The organism is Streptomyces sp. NPDC051578, from assembly GCF_044454045.1.
Classification (GTDB): domain Bacteria; phylum Actinomycetota; class Actinomycetes; order Streptomycetales; family Streptomycetaceae; genus Streptomyces.
Genome location: NZ_JBITDH010000002.1, coordinates 836,241 through 851,094, shown reverse-complemented (window position 1 = coordinate 851,094; position 14,854 = coordinate 836,241). Strand labels below are relative to the sequence as shown.

Below are 14,854 nucleotides of genomic sequence, written 5' to 3'. Positions count from 1 at the left end.
CCACCCGAGCCTGAGCCGAACAGCAGCCCCTGAGCTGACTCCGGCGCGGGCGACTCCGCTGGCCGAAGCCTGTTACGTGGTCAGCGATAGTCGTTGAGCCAGTCCCCGGGGATCAGGTCACGAACGCGGTCGAGGTCCTCTGCCGTCCGGCCGCGAGCCAGGATGGCCATGCCATCGTCGTCACGCAGAAGGACGTCCTGGCCCAGGAACCACCGGACGGTGTGCTCCTCCTCGCTGATGGGATATGCGGGGAAGGGCAGCCGGACGGCGTTCTCCTCCAGGAGCCCAATGCTGTCGTCGTCCGGGTCGAGGAAGTCGCAAAGCTCTTCGCCGGATCGCAGAGATTCAGACAGCACGATCTCGACGAAACAGAGGGAAAGTCGCTCCAGCCACTCCTCCCACCGTTCGGCGCTCTTGTCGGCAAGGTCAGGCCGGATGAACACTGCAGGATCGTCATCCTGGAGGTTGTCGAGGAGGATGCCCCAGGACGCGGCTCCTTGGTTCTCGTCACGGAAGACCAAGGCCTCCTTGGCGTCATCCACATACAGCTCGGCCGGGCCGAGCAGCACGTCGTGGTTGCTGGTGAGGTCCCGACGGCGCCCGAACAAAAGATACGCTTCGCGCAACGCCACCGGCAGCCGGACACCCAGCCTCTCCTCGGCAGCGTCCAGATCGGCCTCCGTCCACCCGTCACCGCTCTCCAGGGCCTCAGCCCAGTGGGCGGCGAAGCCCTGGATGAAGCCCCATGCGCCACTACGGCCTTCGACGCCTCTGGCAAGAGACGCAGCAAGTTCGAACTCTTGTGTCATGCCAGGACGATATCTGTCCCGCTCATCAAGTCCCTCCACACCCCGACACGCCGGCGGAGTGTTCTTGGAACTCGGTTCTGGCACACAGTTCCGTAAGGGCACTGGTCAGGTAGTCGGATGCAGTACTTGCAGCCTGGCCGCCAGAAGACGACCGGTCGGCCGTCGACGGCGCTGCGTCGTTGTGCTTCCAGCGTGCCGACCGACCTCGGGAAGATCAGAGGGAGTTGACGCCTGCGAGCAGCACGCAGACCAGCAGAACGGCTGCGGCTGCGGCGGGAGTTCCAGTAAGGGCAAGTCGAGCCGCAAGGACTGAGCCGCAAAGCACCAGCGGCATGGGAGAGATCCAAGCGCGCGTCATGAAGACGAAGGCTATCGACGAGTCGAAAGAGCTTTGAAGCAGACCGCGCACCGGGACGCCTGGTCCTGGCGGTCGACGGCCAGTGGCGGATGGGGCAGACGGGGCCTGAGGGCTTGCCCGGGAGGTTCGCGGTGCGTTCTTGCGCGTCCAGGGCGGCGTCACGAGGCCTCCTCCGTTGCTCGCGCGCGCTCGTCAGGGGTCACGGCAGCATCCGGCAATTCCGGCCATACCAGCCGCAGCGCTCCACGGAGTGGGCCGTACGAAGGAGCCGCCGAGGCCGGGACGTATTCGAGTTGGACGCCCACGGCTTCGTCTGCGCCGGGCACTACGCCAACCACCACCTCGGCACCCTGGAGAAGCAGTTCCTGCCAAGGAGGCCTCCGTGGTGGACCGCGATCAGGTAGAAGTCTTGGTCATAGGATCCGCAGTGTCGTGGACCAGTTCGGCGAGCTGGAGCAGGAACCCGTACGTGGCCATTCGGCCGTGGATGCGGAGGAAGTAGGACCGGCTGGAGCACTTGAAGATCTCTCGTCGGTTCACCTTCCAGAGCTTGTGCTCGTACGTGTTCGCCGCCTCCAGCAGGGCCGCTTCGGCTTGCTCCGGACTGCCGTCGAACTGCGCGAGCGTTCGTGCGTCCCGATCCATCTCGTTGACACCGTCGACGGGTATGGCAAGCACAGTCCATCGAGACATGCTGAAATCCGTTCTCCCCCACACCGCCGGTCGCGGCCCGCACCGCTCCAGTGTGGCAGGCCCACTCACTCCCGAACCGCCCTGCTCCATGCCTCCAGCAGTTCTCGCTCGCGCTCGCCGCTGAGACCGGCCCGGCGGGGCCGGTCCAGACCTTGCTGCCGCTCCCAGCTCAGGGTGTCCGCCAGCAGCTCCGCCCGGGGCCGGTGCCGAAGTCCCGCCGCGCCGGCCGCGGAACCGTTGCGGGCGCTGAAGCCGACCCAGTCCGGGTCGGCCATCCACATCGCGAGCGATTCCGGGCCCATGAACTGCCCCACCTGCTGCCCGAGAAGCCAGTCGGCGCCGGCCTTCACCACCGGCCCGGTGTGCCCGCCGACCTCCCGGGACAGTGCGACCCACTCACCGAACGGCACGGTAGGACCGACCGCGTCGTAGGTTCCGGTCGTCCCCTTCTGCGCACAGTCGAGCAACCACGCCGCGAGGTCCCGCGCGTCCACGGTCTGCGTCGCGATGTCGGGCGATGCGGGTACCAGCAGTGGCGCCAGCGGCTCGCGCGCCGCGCGGCCGACCCAGTACCCGGTGCGGCCGCTGTGGTCACCGGGGCCGCCGATCAGTCCGGCCCGCGCGATGAGGAGCCGATCGCCCACCGCGGCCGTCGAGGCCGCCTCACACGCCACCTTGGCCTCCCCGTACTCCTCACGGTCGGCCTCGTCCCGCTTGGCCGCCGGAAGCAGCGACGCCGACTCGTCCGCACCCACCCGCGCGTGCGAGGCGTACGCGCTGATCGAAGACAAGTACGCCCAATGGGCCGCCCTCCCGCCGAGCGCAGCCAGCGCCTCACGGACGAGGCCAGGCTGCCACGAGACTTCGACCACGGCGTCCCAGTCCCGGCCCGCCAGGCCTTCGTACGCCGACGGGTCACGCCTGTCCGCGGCGACCAGCACCGCACCCTCGGCCACGGCGCCACTCTCTCCGCGGGCCAGGCACGTCACCTGATGCCCACGCTCCAGTGCCTGCCGGGACACCTCGCGGCCAACCCACGCCGTTCCACCCAACACCAAGATGTTCATCGGATCACTCAAACACGAACGACGGGTCTTGGCCCCCCTGCTTCGCCCAAGGCATAGCGATCCGCCGGAGGGACCGGAGGGCACGGCCGGAAGCGGCGACCGAACGCTGTCGGCCGCCGAGAGCGAACGCGGCGCCGACCAGGGTGGGGGTCCCGTCAGCGGGTGGACTGCAGGCGGCGGGTGACGACCTGTCGGACGATCTTGGCGAGGACCGAGGGGTGCATCAGCAGCGAGGACGGGGCGGTCATGTTGGCCACCTTGACGAAACGGGTCCATACGTCGGCGTCGTGCCGGGCCAGCGCGAAGACCTGCCGGTTGTACCAGTGTGCGAAGCGGGCGGCCAGTGGCCGACCGGCCGGGCTCCACATCAGGTCCGAGGTGGTGGACAGCGACCACGGCACCTTGATGATCCCCGCCGCCGCACGCAGGTACTCCCGGCTCAGGCCGGTCAGGCCCGTGCCGGCGGCACGGCGACGGCGCAGCAGCGAGCCGAGCGCGTCGGACTGGATCGCGGGCACGGTCAGCCCCTGGCCGTAGACGGGGTTGAAGACGCACAGCGCGTCGCCGATGGCGATCAGTCCGTCCGGCCAGCCGGGGTCGCGGTGGTGCAGGCGCCAGGTGCTGCCGGGGTTGGTGTAGCGGTGCAACTCGTCGTGGCGGCTGCGGCGCGCGATCTGCTCGGCCAACTGGGGGTTGTCCAGGCTGCGCGCGTAGTCCAGGAAACCGTCCGGGTCGGTGGGCGGGTGCTGCTCGAAGCCGAACAGCGAGCAGACCCAGCGCCCTTGCTCCACCGCGAGCATCACGCCGCCGCGACTGACGGCGGGGGCGAAGGTCATCTGGTAGGCGACGTCGTAGTCCTTCTCCTCGGGGGTGCGGTCGAAGACCATCGTGGTGTAGGTGATCTTCGCCTTCACCGTGCTCCTCGCGGAGACCGGCAGGCCGGCTGCACTGAGCCAGTCGTCGATCGAGGTGGTGCGCCCGGAGGCGTCCACCACCAGATCCGCGGTGACCTCCCGCTCTCCGTCTTCCTCGGTCCGGTAGCGGACCTTCCCGATCCGGCCGTCCGGGTCCCGGCCCAGGCCCAGGACCCGGGCCCCTGCCAGCACCTGGACCTGTGCCAGATCGAGCACGCGGGCGCGGATCCGGCGTTCCAGCTCGTCCCGGGTGAAGGACTGGATTCGCACTCCGGTGGGGGTGCGCACGGCATAGCCGGTCGGCAGCAGGAAGCTGATCCGCTCGCCGTAGTCGTAGACGGGCGCACCGAGCTGCTCCAACTCCGCGCGCAGGCCGGGGAAGAGCAGCTCCAGCGTCTGGGCGCCCTTGGCCAGCATCGCGTGCGCGTGGTACGACTGCGGCGCGCTCGGGTGTGCACCGGTCGTGTGGTCGACCGCGTCCCGCTCCAGCACCAGGACCTCCGCGAAGTGGTCGGCCAGGACCCGGGCCGCCAGCAGGCCCGCGTAGCCACCGCCGATCACCACGGCGCGCCGCCACCCCGGGCTGCTGCCCGGGACCGTTGTGGTGTTCGTACCCGCGTTCGTGCCCGGTGCCGAGGCACCCTTGTCCGCGTCCGTCATACCGATTCCCGTCCCTCGGGCCGCCGGTGGCCCGGTCGGGCCGCCGTCCGCGCACCACTTCACTGCGCTGCTCAGGGAATGATCAAGGGCGGTGAAGGGGCATGCGGGGGCGCACCAGGGGCGCTGGAGGACGGACGGAGCGCGCGAGGTGGTCCGGGGCCGACCGGGGCCCGCTCCGGAGCACGCGCCGGCACCCGCCAGCCCGCCCGCGCGGGCTCGGCATCAAGCGGTGCGGGCGGGCGGACACTCTCACCACGCAAGCGGAGCCGGGCTGGGGGCCCCGGGCGCCGGTTTCGCCGACCACCGGCCCCGTCAGGGACGGGGCCGACCGGGCCGGTGGGCAACGATCCGGCGGAGGGTCTGCGGCTGCGGTATCCCCCGGCCGCTGCCAGACCTGTCAGCGGCCGGCGGCGCGGGTCTCACTGCAACGGGGATCGGCGGCCGCGGACAGGATGCCGGTGGCCGGGTCACGGGCCACAGCGCAAAGCCGGCTGCCGGATGCCGGTTCCGTGATGACGGGCTGGTGACCGCGTCGGCGGAGTTCGTCTACCGCCCGTGCGCCGATGGCCGGTTCGACGTTGACCCGGATGTTGCGCTGGTGGCGGTTCTTGTCCGGCTGGGGTGTGGTGTGGAACCGGGCGACGCGGGTGGACGCGCGGGACTTCGCCCGCTGGATGCAGATCGCGCCGAAGCCGGTACGTCTCCATGGGCGCCGCCAGTTGGCCGGCTGCGACACTCCGCCCGGGGTACGTCCTGCGGCGGTGCCGAATCCGGTGACCGGGCGAGCCGCGCCGGGGCCGATGTGCTCGGTGAGGACCCGGGTGCACAGCGAGACGGTGCTGCGCGCGTTCTACGACTTCCACCTCGACGAGGGCACCGGGCCGGTCATCAATCCGTTCCCTGCCGGGCGGGCCCGTCGCCGTCCGGCCGCCGCTGGCGGCTCCGCCCGGGCGTCGGCCGGCGGCCGCTACCGGCCCTCGGTTCCCTCCCGGATGCCGCGGCGGATGCCGGACGGCCGGTTCAACGAGTTGTTCGCGGCCTTGAGGTATCACCGGGACCGCGCCCTGCTGGCGTTCTGGGTGTCCAACGGCGCCCGGGCTGAGGCGCTGCTGACGAGCCGCCAGCGTGATCCGCTGCCCGGTGACCAGCTGCTGGGGGCGGTCCGCAAGGGCACGCGGGCGTATCAGCAGCTGCCCTCGTCGCCGGACGCCTTCGTGTGGCTGCGCCTCTACCAGGAGGAGGCGTGGCGGGCCGGGGTTCCGCGTGATCCGTCGGCCTCCCTGTGGTGGACGCTGCGGCGGCCGTTTCGGCCGCTGACCTCCACGCGGCGCGGGCGATGCTGAACCGGGCCAACGCCCTGCTGGGCGCCAACTGGACCCTCCATGACCTGCGGCACACGGCGGCGTACCGGATGGCCCGGGATCCGAAGCTGGCGTTGACCGACGTCCAGTGGGTCCTCGGCCACGCCCACCTGACCACCACCCAGATCTACCTCCCGGCCGGGCGGGACGAGCTCGTCGAAGCCGTACGCGAGCATCACGTACGGCAGGAGCGGCTGGCCCGGCTTCCGGCGGTGCCCGCGCCGGGCTACCGGACGCAGTCCCTGAACGACTTGTTCGGAGGTTCCCGATGAAGGCCCGTAGCCGGTACCTGGCTGATGCACCCGTCGGCCTGGGCGAGCTGCCGCCGGCGCCCCATGCCGCGGGCGGGCCGCTGGAGCGGGCCCGCTCCCGGTTCCCGGCCCGGGAGGCCGGCACGCGGTGGCCGATGACCTCCCAGAGCGCCGAGGAGGTGCTCGCCGTCCTGGCGCTGCCCGAGTACGGCGGCATCGGTACGGACAACACCCGGTGGTACCGGGTTGCCGGGGCCCGCGCGATCTTGACGCATCTGGAACCCACCCGCCCCGCTGCTGTTCCAGTGGGACCGCGCGGGAGAGCCCTCCCGCATGAGCGGCGAGTTCATCCGCCGCGCCCTGGGCGAAGTCCTGGCCTTCATCGGCCTGACCGACCCCACCGGCCGGCCGCTGGACTTCGCCCACCACGACTTCCGGCGCCTGTTCATCACCGACGCCATCCCCTCCGGCCTGCCGCCCCACATCGCCCAGGCCATCGTCGGCCACACCAACATCAACACCACCATGGGCTACAACGCCGTCTACCCCGCCAAGACCATCGAGGCCCACCGCGCCTTCATCACCCGCCGCCGCACCCTGCGCCCCTCGGAGGAGTACCGCGCCCCCACCGACGCCGAGTGGGAGGACTTCCTCGGCCACTTCGAACGCCGCAAACTCTCCATCGGCACCTGCGCCCGCGCCTACGGCACCGCCTGCATCCACGAGCACGCCTGCGTCCGCTGCTCCCTCCTACGCCCGGACCCTGCCCAGCCCAGCCGACTGGTGGAGATCCGCGACAACCTCCTGGACCGGATCGCGGAGGCCGAGCGGGAAGGCTGGCACGGCGAGTCGAAGGGCTCCGCGTCAGTCTGGCCGGCGCCGATTCCAAGATCGACCAGATTGACTCCTCAGGCTCTCCGGGGCCGGTTCTGTCGGGCCTGCCGACGCCGCGGCCAGCCCGTCACGACTGATCAGCCGGGCACCGGGAAGACGCCGAGCAGCACGACACCGCAGGCCGTGGCGGTGATCCTTGATGGCCAGACCTGTGGGGAGCGGGGTGATCTCCTTCGGGCTCGTCTCGCTGCCGATCGCGCTTTACACCGCGACCGACAGCCACACCATCCGCTTCCACCAGCTCCAGCGCGGCACCGGCGACCGGATCCGCAAGGTCACCGGGTCACCGGGTTCGTCGATCTCGACGCGGTCGATCCCATCTTCTTCGACAAGACCCACTACCTCGGCCCCCGCGGCGAGCAGTACGGCAAGATCTACGGCCTGCTGGAACGCGCGCTCACCGAGTCCAACAACGCCGGCATCGCCACCTTCGTGATGCGCGGCCGCGAGTACCTCGTCGCGGTGAAGGCGGAGGACGACCTGCTGACCCTGCACACCCTCCACTGGGCCGACGAGATCCGCGACCCGCACACTGAGGTCCCCGACCTTCCAGGTACGACGCGGGCGACGGCCGCCGAGGTGAAGATGGCCACCCAGCTGGTCGACGCCCTCGCGCACACCGGCGGCCGCCGGCGCAAGAAGCAGGCAGCTGACGCAGCTGCAGCCGACGGCCGCCTTGGCCCCGGCCGCTTGTACGGGGTCAAGAAGCGCCGTTCGGTGGCGTGCGGGATGTGCCCGGCGGGGTGATGATGAGACGGCCCGGCCACCGTGGGAGCGCCGGGCGGGAAGGGGCAGGCGATGGAGCTGTTCCCGCCGGCGCCGCTGCCGGAGTGGCGGGACACGAAGGAGACGCTGCACCGCTTCGAGCAGATTGTCGGCAAGATCCGCTTGGCCGCGAGCGCTCGGCGCAACCACTGGTGGAATGTCCCGTTCCATGTCACTGGGCGCGGCATCACCACCCGTCCGATGGGTCAGGTCGACGGGAATCCGATCTTCACGATCGACTTCGACTTCGTCGACCACCGGCTCGTCGTCATGACGCTGGACGGCGAGGAGCGGTCCTTTCCGCTTTCGGGCCAGTCCGTCGCGTCCTTCTACGATCAGACGCTGGCCGCTCTGGCCGCGCTGGGCGTCCGGGTGGACATCGCTATTCCCAGGCCCTTCGATCTACCCGACGGTGACCGGCCGTTCGCCGAGGACACCGAGCACGCGACCTACGACCCGGTGGCCGCGAACCGCTACTGGCGGGTGCTGAGCCAGGTGGTGTCCGTGCTGGAGGAGTTCGCAGCAGGTTTCTCGGGGAAGGTGAGTCCGGTGCACCACTTCTGGCACACCTTCGACATCGCGCACACCCGGTTCTCCGAGCGTCACATCGAGCAGCCCGAGCAGGCCGACCCGGTCACCCGGGAGGCGTACTCCCGGCAGGTGATCAGCTCCGGCTTCTGGTTCGGCGACGACACTTTTGCCGAGCCCGCGTTCTACTCGTACACCGCCCCCGAGCCCGCCGCTCTGACCGAAGCGCCGCTCAGCCCAGCGTCCGCCCAGTGGGTCGCGCGCGGCGACAGCCACCTGGCCCTGCTGCGCTACGACGCGGCCCGCGCCGAAACCGATCCACGTGCCGCCGTGCTCGCCTTCTACGAAAGCGCCTACCAGGCCGGAGCCCGACGCGCCGGATGGGACATCGCGGCGCTTGCGTGCCCCGGCGGAATCACGGACCCGGTCCGTCGCATCTGACGAATTCGCTCGGCAGTGCAGCGCGGTGCAGTGGTCAGCCTTCGGTATCGGTGCGTGCCAGGACGCCCTTGAGCAGGCCCGTGGACTGGCCGACCTCGATGAGGTAGCCATCCGGGTCGCGCATGTAGCAGCGCAGCTCCGCGCGCCGGTCGATGGGCGGGGTGAGGAACTCGGCTCCCTTGGCGCGGGCCGCCGCGTAGAAGCCGTGGATGTCCGCCACCCGTACGTTCAGGAAGCTGGCGGCGGTGTGGCGGTCCTCCGGTGGGCGCAGCGTGACCTCGGGTTTGTCCTCCGTGGGACCGCCGCCGGGGTTCATGATGATCCAGCTGTTGGCGACCTTGAGGATGCAGGGGTTCTCCTCCAGCACCACCTGCCCGCCCAGCACGTCGGCATAGAACGCCCGCGAGCGAGGGACGTCACCGACCGTGAGAAAGTGCGTCAGCAGCAGACCCTCGGCCGGTGCGGGAAGGTCGTCGGCCGAGGCGCCGGCGGCAATGAAATCGGACATACGGCCAGCGTAGGGCGGGAGCCTGCGCCCGGCATTCCCATCCGGCAGAGCCCGACGGTCACGGCCCGCCGGCCGCCGCGGGGACCGCCGCCGGAATCCCAGCTCGGACACCCGGGGACAGCTATCCGACCGGTAGCTAGGGCGAATCGGATGTGACGACGCGACTGCCATGTGCCTACCTGCGCAAACGACGCCAGCGGCCTGGGGATCCCCGGGCCGGTCCAGCGGTTGCCGAGACCGGGCTTCGCTGCCGTCGCAACGCCGCGGGTGTCATTGGGCGGACCCGCTCGGGCCCGGGGTCGGTCTGTCGGCAACGGTCCGCTCGACCCTGCGATCGGGGACCAGCCACATCAGCGCGACGCCGGCATAGATCGCCACCGCGATCCAGTTGCTCAGGAAGGACAGACCGATGCCGCTCGCATACAGCAGCGGCGAGATGCTGCCCTTCAGGTCCCTGCCCACGGCGGTGGCGAGCAGGGACTCTTTACCCTGGTCGCGGATGATCGCCCTCTGCAGTGTGTAGTAGGCCAGGGAAGCGGCGAGCAGGACGATGCCGTACGCGGCCGCGGGGACGGCGGCGAAGTGGTTCTCGCCCATCCAAGCCGTGGTGAAGGGGATCAGGGAGAGCCAGAACAGTAGGTGCAGGTTCGCCCACAGGATCAGCCCGTTCACCCGATCAGTCGTCTGCAGCATGTGGTGGTGGTTGTTCCAGTAGATGCCGAGGTAGACGAAGCTGAGCACGTAGGTCAGCAGCGCCGGGAGCGCGTGGTGCAAGGCCGCCCAAGTGGTGCCATGCGGGATGGGCAGCCCGAGCACCATGACCGTGATCACGATGGCGATGACCCCGTCGCTGAACGCTTCCATCCGCTCGGTTGACATGCGCCGATGCTAAATGGCCCGGGGATCCCCGGGCCGCAGGCGTCGTTTCCCGCAGGTCGGCATACGGCGGTAGCGTCGACACCTCCGATTCGACCTAGCTACACGCGGCACGGGCTACGTGTCACCGCCGTTCCCGCAGTTCACCGCCAACTCCTCGACCGTTGCCAGGTCCTCGACGGCGTCGGGGTGATCCCGCCCAGCGCAAGGCCCGCCGCGAGTACAAGAACCGCTTCAGCTCGCTCGCGCCGATCGGACCATGATCACCGGCTTAGCGTTAACCGCTGTACGAGGGCCGCATCACCACACACGCCACCGCAGCCGAAGCTGGTGCCTACGCCCAACCGGACGTCCCCTCGCTGGACCCGCCGAGCGCCCCGCGGCTGCGCGCGTTCCCCCCACGGCCCGAGCGTCCCGCGGCGGTGGTGTCCCGACAGTCAGCGACGCAGGACGGGGCAGTTCAGAGAAGTGACCAGTCCCTGATCGCGCCGTTCCAGATCGGTCGGGGCATCGCAAGGCTTCCCAGGTACCCCCCTGGGTCGGATCCTCAGGCTAGGCACGCCGAACCTGTGATCGCACCTGGCACACGGCTGGCAGCGTGGCCTGGCCGGCCCCAGGGTGTATTGCCCAGTGAGGTTGGGGGCGCGGCTGGCGGGTGGTTTGCCGGCGAGTGCGGTGTGTCCGCGGTGGTGATTGTAGGTGTGCAGCCACTGCGGGTAGGCGTCTGGCCGTTCCTGTTCTGAGCGGTAGGGCTTCGCGTAGGCCCACTCGTCCAGGAGGGTGCGGGTGAGGCGTTCGACCTTGCCGTTGGTTTGCGGGCGGTAGGGCCGGGTTCGCTTGTGGGTGATCTTGGCCGCTGCCAGCAGGTCGCGCCAGGCGTGGGACGTGTAGCAGGCGCCGTTGTCGGTCAGCACGCGTTCGACGGTGATCCCGACGCTGGTGAAGTAGGCGTGGGCCCGGTTCCAGAAGGCGGGGGCGGTCTCCTTTTTCCCGCTTCTGTTGTCTTGACAACAGTTGTCTGGGCATGCATGCTGGCTAAGTGACTGCACCGACCAGCGGCCTTCGCGACCACCTCGGGTACTGGCTGCGCCGACTCTCCGACGAGGTCCACGCCCGCTTCGAACGGCAGCTCGCCGAGCACGGCGTGACCGTCTCCCAGTGGACGGTCCTGATCACCGTCTACCGCGGTGACGCGACCACCACACGGGAGGTCGCCCGGTACGCCGACATCGACGTCGGCGCAGTCTCCCGCCTGGTCGACCGCCTGATCGCCAAGGGCCTGATATCCCGCGAGCCCGACCCCAGCTCGCGCCGCATCCTGCGGCTCACCCTCACCGACGCCGGCCGCGACCTCGCACCGCGCCTGGCCGAGATCGCCGACCGCAACGACGCCCACTTCTTCGCCCACCTCGACCCGGACCAGCGCCTCCAACTGGAGGAATGGATCCGCCGCCTGGTGGGCGAGACCCACCCCGAGCCCCCCACACCCCCGCTTTCCTGAAAGGCCCCCGCCATGAGCACCACCCGCTCGATCACCAAGACCGTCAGCATCGACCGACCGGTGGAAGACGTCTTCGCCTTCCTCGCCGACCCCGCCAACTGGTCCGCGTGGGCCGTGGTCAACATCAAGTCCATCGAGCCGACCGACGACCCCGACTGGTGGGCCATGACCACCCCCGTCGGATCCGCCAAGCTCCGCCTGCGCGCCGACGCCCATTACGGCATCCTCGACCACGACTACCTCGACGACACCGCCTCCTGGACCGTCCCGGCCCGCGTCGTCCCCAACGGCACCGGCGCGGAATTCATGATCACCTTCTACCAGCCGCCGACCTTCACCGACCAGTTCTTCGACGAGCAGATCGCCCTGGTCGACACCGAGCTCACCACCCTCAAGCGCATCATGGAAACCGGCGCGTGAGCCTGCCCCACCACCGACTCGCCGAGGCGGCCGAACAGCTCACCGAGCAGCTCGCCCGCCTCGGCACACCCGAACGCGCCGTCTGGGACCGCGACTACCTCCGCAGTAACCTCACCCACCTCGGCGTGACCATCCCCGACCTGCGCCGCGCCGTCACCACCGCGCGGCGCTCGCTGCCGCCACTCACCCGCACCGACGCCCTGACCCTGGCCGGCCTGCTCTGGTCCAGCGAGGTCTACGAACACCGCCAGGCCGCCGTCCACGTCCTCACGCAGCACGCCACCCTGCTCGTGCCCTCCGACCTCGACATCATCGAGACGATGCTGCGCACCGCACGCACCTGGGCCCTCGTGGACACCCTCGCCGTCCACGCCGCCGGTGTGATCGCGGTTCGGCACCCCGACGACACTGGACCCGTCCTCGACCAGTGGGCCACCGACCACGACATGTGGATCCGCCGCTCCGCCCTACTCGCCCTCCTGCCGGGCATCCGTACCGACAGCGCGGACCTGGGGCGCCTGGACCGATACGCCGACGCCATGCTGGACGAACGCGAGTTCTTCATCCGCAAAGCCATCGGCTGGGCACTGCGGGAAACCTCCCGACGCAGCCCGGGGTTCGTGACCGCATGGGTGGAGGCGCGGATCGACCGCGTCTCCGGTGTCACCTTGCGGGAAGCCGCCCGCCGCCTCGAAGCAGAAGAGCGCACCCGCCTCACCGCCGCCTACTCCCGCGGTCGCCGGACACAGCCGCGGAACAGCTAACGCCCTGCCCGGATCCCTTCCGTGATATCGGACCCGAGACCATGATCAATCTCAGCGCCAACCACGGTTCCCTTGATCCCCGAGGCCCGCGAGCCCCGCGGTTTCAGAGAAACTGAAGGGGCTTCAGCGGGAACCCGGGGGTCGGATGGTGTGCTCTGTGGGGATCGATCCGTAGGTTCGCCTCGAACTCATGGTGAGGCATCCGGATCTGCGGGCATCATCTCCTCGTGGAAATAGGCCTCGACCGTACCCAGGTGCTGGTCATGGGCCTAGACGAGTTCGTCCGCGAGGTTGAGGACACGGATGCTCCCGTTCGCGAACTGCAGGTCGGACAGGTCGTCCTCGACCGTGGTGTAGCCGTATTCGTCCATGCCGTAGGGCCAAGAGGCTGATCGATCTCCACGGACAATCCATCGCCTGGCGTGTGGAACCGGACGGGGCCGAGGCCGTCCATATGCAGCCACATGTGCAGGAGAGAGGGCTCGGCTCCTCATAGTGGTGCAAGGACGTCGTCACCTTCAGCATGCGTCTGCCGACAGGTCCTCAGCATTGATCATCGACTGATGCTGTCACAGCGCTCAACGACTCGGCACTGGTCTCCAGGAGGCGTCGGGCCGAGTCCGCGTAGCGCAATGGCGGTCTTCTCGTCGAGCCCGAAGACCTCCGCGAGATGGAGTGGGTCGGGGCCGTGGGTCAGGGCCTCTTCGAGCTGCCGGTCGACGCGAAGCCGTTCCAGGGTGGCGTCCTGCCCTCGCATCGGAGCATTGATCCAGTGGTTGCTGGCCCGGGCCGGTCGTGTTGGCGGTCTGGTTGTTGATCAGCAGGTAAAGGTTCGCGGAGTTCGGCCACCGGCGTCGCCGGTGGTCCAGCCAGTCCGCCAGGAGCTTCAGGGTGAGGTCGTCGAGAGGCCGGGCGGGTCCGGCGATGGTCAGCCGGCGGTTGCCGAGATCGACGTCGTCGAGCACGCGGGCGGCGATCTGGGCGACCCGGGCGGCGTGGACCGTCGCAAGGGCGAGGACGAGCCGCGCCGCCGGCGTTCTCGCAGCCGCGACGGAGCGTTTGACCTGCTCGGAGAGGAGAGGTTGCAGCACGGCGTACTCGTTCTGCCCGACCTTGATCCGACTGGTGGGGTTGCGGAAGATCAGCCCCTGCCGTTTGGCCCAGGTGAACAGGGACGCAGGGCGACAAGTTGGTCACGCCGCTGATGACCGTACAGCGTCTTGATATAAGCGAGGACGTCGTCGCGAGTCACTTCCCGCAGCTAGTCGTAGCGGTTCGACCACTCCAGCACGGCCGGACGGGCCTGCTGGAGCGAGAGCCAGACCGTGCCGTCCCTGCGTGGGAGGCTGCGGGGGCCGCCGTCGCGCAGGCCGCGGGGGCATCCGCTCGGCTTCCGAGCGAATGCCGGGTGCGAGCCCTTCCAGGCATCCGACGAGCCAGCGTTCGAAGGACGGTTCGCTGTCGTCCTCGAAGATCCCCATCTCCTCCAGGACCGTGACGATGTGGCCGACGGGCAGGTCCAGGACCTCCAGCGGTGCGAAGATTTCCGTGTGCCGGATGACGTCGCCTTCGACGTGGCCGGTGAGGACGACGGCCAGGCCCCGGCTGACAGCGAAGCGGATGTTGCGTCCCCAGCCGCGGGACTCGGCGGACCGGGGTCCGCGCGAGCGGATGGTCCCCCTGATCAACGGCGCCGACCGCAGCCAAACCTTCACGGCGCCGGGCAGGTCCGGGATCTCTTGGCGGGGCTCTCGGATTTCGTCCGTCCAGTGAAGGGTGCGGAGGGTCAGGCTGCCGAGCGCCTCGTCCGCCTGGAGCTGCGACGAGGTGCTCGTGGCCGCGCATGACGAAGGTGGCGACGCCAGCCCGGTTGGCTTCGGCGAGGGCTTTGAGCAGCAGCGCGTAGACGTTGCCGTACCCCCTGCGCGGGGGCCGAGGTAGTACGTCTTGTCGAAGAAGATCGGATCGACCGTGCCCAGGTCGACGAGCCGTCCCGCCACGGCAGGGAGCGGCGGCTCAGGTCGTGGCCGCTGGATACGACCAG

At 69.7% G+C, this 14,854-nt stretch carries 16 protein-coding genes and 2 pseudogenes; 8 read left to right on the top strand and 10 right to left on the bottom strand.

From position 1 onward, the window contains the following. Positions 1-80 precede the first annotated feature (80 nt). The 6 genes and pseudogenes from ACIA6C_RS15100 to ACIA6C_RS15075 all read right to left on the bottom strand — a co-directional run bounded on the left by ACIA6C_RS15100 (position 81) and on the right by ACIA6C_RS15075 (position 5,237). Positions 81-809 carry an SMI1/KNR4 family protein gene (locus tag ACIA6C_RS15100; RefSeq protein ID WP_399275863.1) on the bottom strand — a complete coding sequence of 243 codons (729 nt, stop codon included), beginning with the start codon at positions 807-809 and terminating at the stop codon, positions 81-83. Between the two features lie 29 nt (positions 810-838). After that, a pseudogene (locus ACIA6C_RS15095) lies at positions 839-1,167 on the bottom strand (hypothetical protein); the annotation flags it as partial. Positions 1,168-1,563: 396 nt separating this feature from the next. Beyond that, positions 1,564-1,860: a hypothetical protein gene (locus tag ACIA6C_RS15090; protein ID WP_399275861.1), complete on the bottom strand. Its 297-nt coding sequence runs from the start codon at positions 1,858-1,860 to the stop codon at positions 1,564-1,566. Between the two features lie 65 nt (positions 1,861-1,925). Further along, positions 1,926-2,927 carry an NAD-dependent epimerase/dehydratase family protein gene (locus ACIA6C_RS15085; RefSeq protein ID WP_399275859.1) on the bottom strand — a complete coding sequence of 334 codons (1,002 nt, stop codon included), beginning with the start codon at positions 2,925-2,927 and terminating at the stop codon, positions 1,926-1,928. Positions 2,928-3,082: 155 nt separating this feature from the next. Further along, positions 3,083-4,501, bottom strand: a complete 1,419-nt coding sequence (locus tag ACIA6C_RS15080) for an NAD(P)/FAD-dependent oxidoreductase (protein ID WP_399275857.1) — start codon at positions 4,499-4,501, stop codon at positions 3,083-3,085. A gap of 397 nt (positions 4,502-4,898) precedes the next feature. Continuing rightward, on the bottom strand, positions 4,899-5,237 hold the full coding sequence (locus tag ACIA6C_RS15075; protein WP_399275855.1) for a hypothetical protein: 339 nt from the start codon (positions 5,235-5,237) through the stop codon (positions 4,899-4,901). Positions 5,238-5,322: 85 nt separating this feature from the next. Here ACIA6C_RS15075 and ACIA6C_RS15070 point away from each other — a divergent pair, with 85 nt between their 5' ends. The 4 genes from ACIA6C_RS15070 to ACIA6C_RS15055 all read left to right on the top strand — a co-directional run bounded on the left by ACIA6C_RS15070 (position 5,323) and on the right by ACIA6C_RS15055 (position 8,741). Continuing rightward, on the top strand, positions 5,323-5,844 hold the full coding sequence (locus ACIA6C_RS15070; RefSeq protein ID WP_399275853.1) for a hypothetical protein: 522 nt from the start codon (positions 5,323-5,325) through the stop codon (positions 5,842-5,844). Continuing rightward, positions 5,838-6,134, top strand: coding sequence for a tyrosine-type recombinase/integrase (locus ACIA6C_RS15065; RefSeq protein ID WP_399275851.1), 297 nt, complete (start codon positions 5,838-5,840; stop codon positions 6,132-6,134). The genes ACIA6C_RS15070 and ACIA6C_RS15065 overlap by 7 nt, the downstream gene beginning before the upstream one ends. Positions 6,135-6,446: 312 nt before the next feature. After that, positions 6,447-7,754, top strand: coding sequence for a Ku protein (locus ACIA6C_RS15060; RefSeq protein WP_399275849.1), 1,308 nt, complete (start codon positions 6,447-6,449; stop codon positions 7,752-7,754). A 51-nt stretch (positions 7,755-7,805) separates the two neighbouring features. Continuing rightward, positions 7,806-8,741, top strand: a complete 936-nt coding sequence (locus tag ACIA6C_RS15055) for a DUF5996 family protein (protein WP_399275846.1) — start codon at positions 7,806-7,808, stop codon at positions 8,739-8,741. Between the two features lie 34 nt (positions 8,742-8,775). On the opposite strand, the gene ACIA6C_RS15050 is transcribed toward ACIA6C_RS15055, so the two are convergent. The 3 genes and pseudogenes from ACIA6C_RS15050 to ACIA6C_RS15040 all read right to left on the bottom strand — a co-directional run. Next, the gene (locus ACIA6C_RS15050; RefSeq protein WP_399275844.1) at positions 8,776-9,249 is read right to left on the bottom strand and encodes a VOC family protein; all 474 of its coding nucleotides are present in this window, start codon (positions 9,247-9,249) and stop codon (positions 8,776-8,778) included. A gap of 270 nt (positions 9,250-9,519) precedes the next feature. Next, a complete protein-coding gene (locus ACIA6C_RS15045; protein ID WP_399275842.1) occupies positions 9,520-10,128 on the bottom strand; it encodes a TMEM175 family protein in 609 nt (202 codons plus the stop codon). A gap of 617 nt (positions 10,129-10,745) precedes the next feature. Beyond that, a pseudogene (locus ACIA6C_RS15040) lies at positions 10,746-11,114 on the bottom strand (integrase core domain-containing protein); the annotation flags it as partial. A gap of 50 nt (positions 11,115-11,164) precedes the next feature. Here ACIA6C_RS15040 and ACIA6C_RS15035 point away from each other — a divergent pair. From ACIA6C_RS15035 to ACIA6C_RS15020, 4 genes are all read left to right on the top strand, one after another. Beyond that, the gene (locus tag ACIA6C_RS15035; protein ID WP_399275839.1) at positions 11,165-11,626 is read left to right on the top strand and encodes a MarR family winged helix-turn-helix transcriptional regulator; all 462 of its coding nucleotides are present in this window, start codon (positions 11,165-11,167) and stop codon (positions 11,624-11,626) included. Between the two features lie 12 nt (positions 11,627-11,638). Next, positions 11,639-12,046 (top strand): SRPBCC family protein, encoded by a 408-nt coding sequence (locus ACIA6C_RS15030; protein WP_399275837.1) that lies wholly within the window; start codon positions 11,639-11,641, stop codon positions 12,044-12,046. After that, the gene (locus ACIA6C_RS15025; RefSeq protein WP_399275835.1) at positions 12,043-12,810 is read left to right on the top strand and encodes a DNA alkylation repair protein; all 768 of its coding nucleotides are present in this window, start codon (positions 12,043-12,045) and stop codon (positions 12,808-12,810) included. Before ACIA6C_RS15030 ends, ACIA6C_RS15025 begins: the two co-directional genes overlap by 4 nt. 764 nt (positions 12,811-13,574) lie before the next feature. Continuing rightward, the gene (locus tag ACIA6C_RS15020) at positions 13,575-14,015 is read left to right on the top strand and encodes a hypothetical protein (RefSeq protein WP_399275833.1); all 441 of its coding nucleotides are present in this window, start codon (positions 13,575-13,577) and stop codon (positions 14,013-14,015) included. On the opposite strand, the gene ACIA6C_RS15015 is transcribed toward ACIA6C_RS15020, so the two are convergent. Continuing rightward, positions 14,004-14,810: a hypothetical protein gene (locus tag ACIA6C_RS15015; RefSeq protein WP_399275831.1), complete on the bottom strand. Its 807-nt coding sequence runs from the start codon at positions 14,808-14,810 to the stop codon at positions 14,004-14,006. The two genes, ACIA6C_RS15020 and ACIA6C_RS15015, sit on opposite strands and share 12 nt — an antisense overlap. Positions 14,811-14,854 lie beyond the last annotated feature (44 nt).

Coding starts and splice junctions, on each gene's coding strand:
- ACIA6C_RS15060 (WP_399275849.1), top strand. CDS start 6,447: ATGAGCGGCGAGTTCATCCGCCGCGCCCTGGGCGAAGTCCTGGCCTTC.
- ACIA6C_RS15085 (WP_399275859.1), bottom strand. CDS start 2,927: ATGAACATCTTGGTGTTGGGTGGAACGGCGTGGGTTGGCCGCGAGGTG.
- ACIA6C_RS15030 (WP_399275837.1), top strand. CDS start 11,639: ATGAGCACCACCCGCTCGATCACCAAGACCGTCAGCATCGACCGACCG.
- ACIA6C_RS15100 (WP_399275863.1), bottom strand. CDS start 809: ATGACACAAGAGTTCGAACTTGCTGCGTCTCTTGCCAGAGGCGTCGAA.
- ACIA6C_RS15080 (WP_399275857.1), bottom strand. CDS start 4,501: ATGACGGACGCGGACAAGGGTGCCTCGGCACCGGGCACGAACGCGGGT.
- ACIA6C_RS15045 (WP_399275842.1), bottom strand. CDS start 10,128: ATGTCAACCGAGCGGATGGAAGCGTTCAGCGACGGGGTCATCGCCATC.
- ACIA6C_RS15090 (WP_399275861.1), bottom strand. CDS start 1,860: ATGTCTCGATGGACTGTGCTTGCCATACCCGTCGACGGTGTCAACGAG.
- ACIA6C_RS15055 (WP_399275846.1), top strand. CDS start 7,806: ATGGAGCTGTTCCCGCCGGCGCCGCTGCCGGAGTGGCGGGACACGAAG.
- ACIA6C_RS15050 (WP_399275844.1), bottom strand. CDS start 9,249: ATGTCCGATTTCATTGCCGCCGGCGCCTCGGCCGACGACCTTCCCGCA.
- ACIA6C_RS15065 (WP_399275851.1), top strand. CDS start 5,838: ATGCTGAACCGGGCCAACGCCCTGCTGGGCGCCAACTGGACCCTCCAT.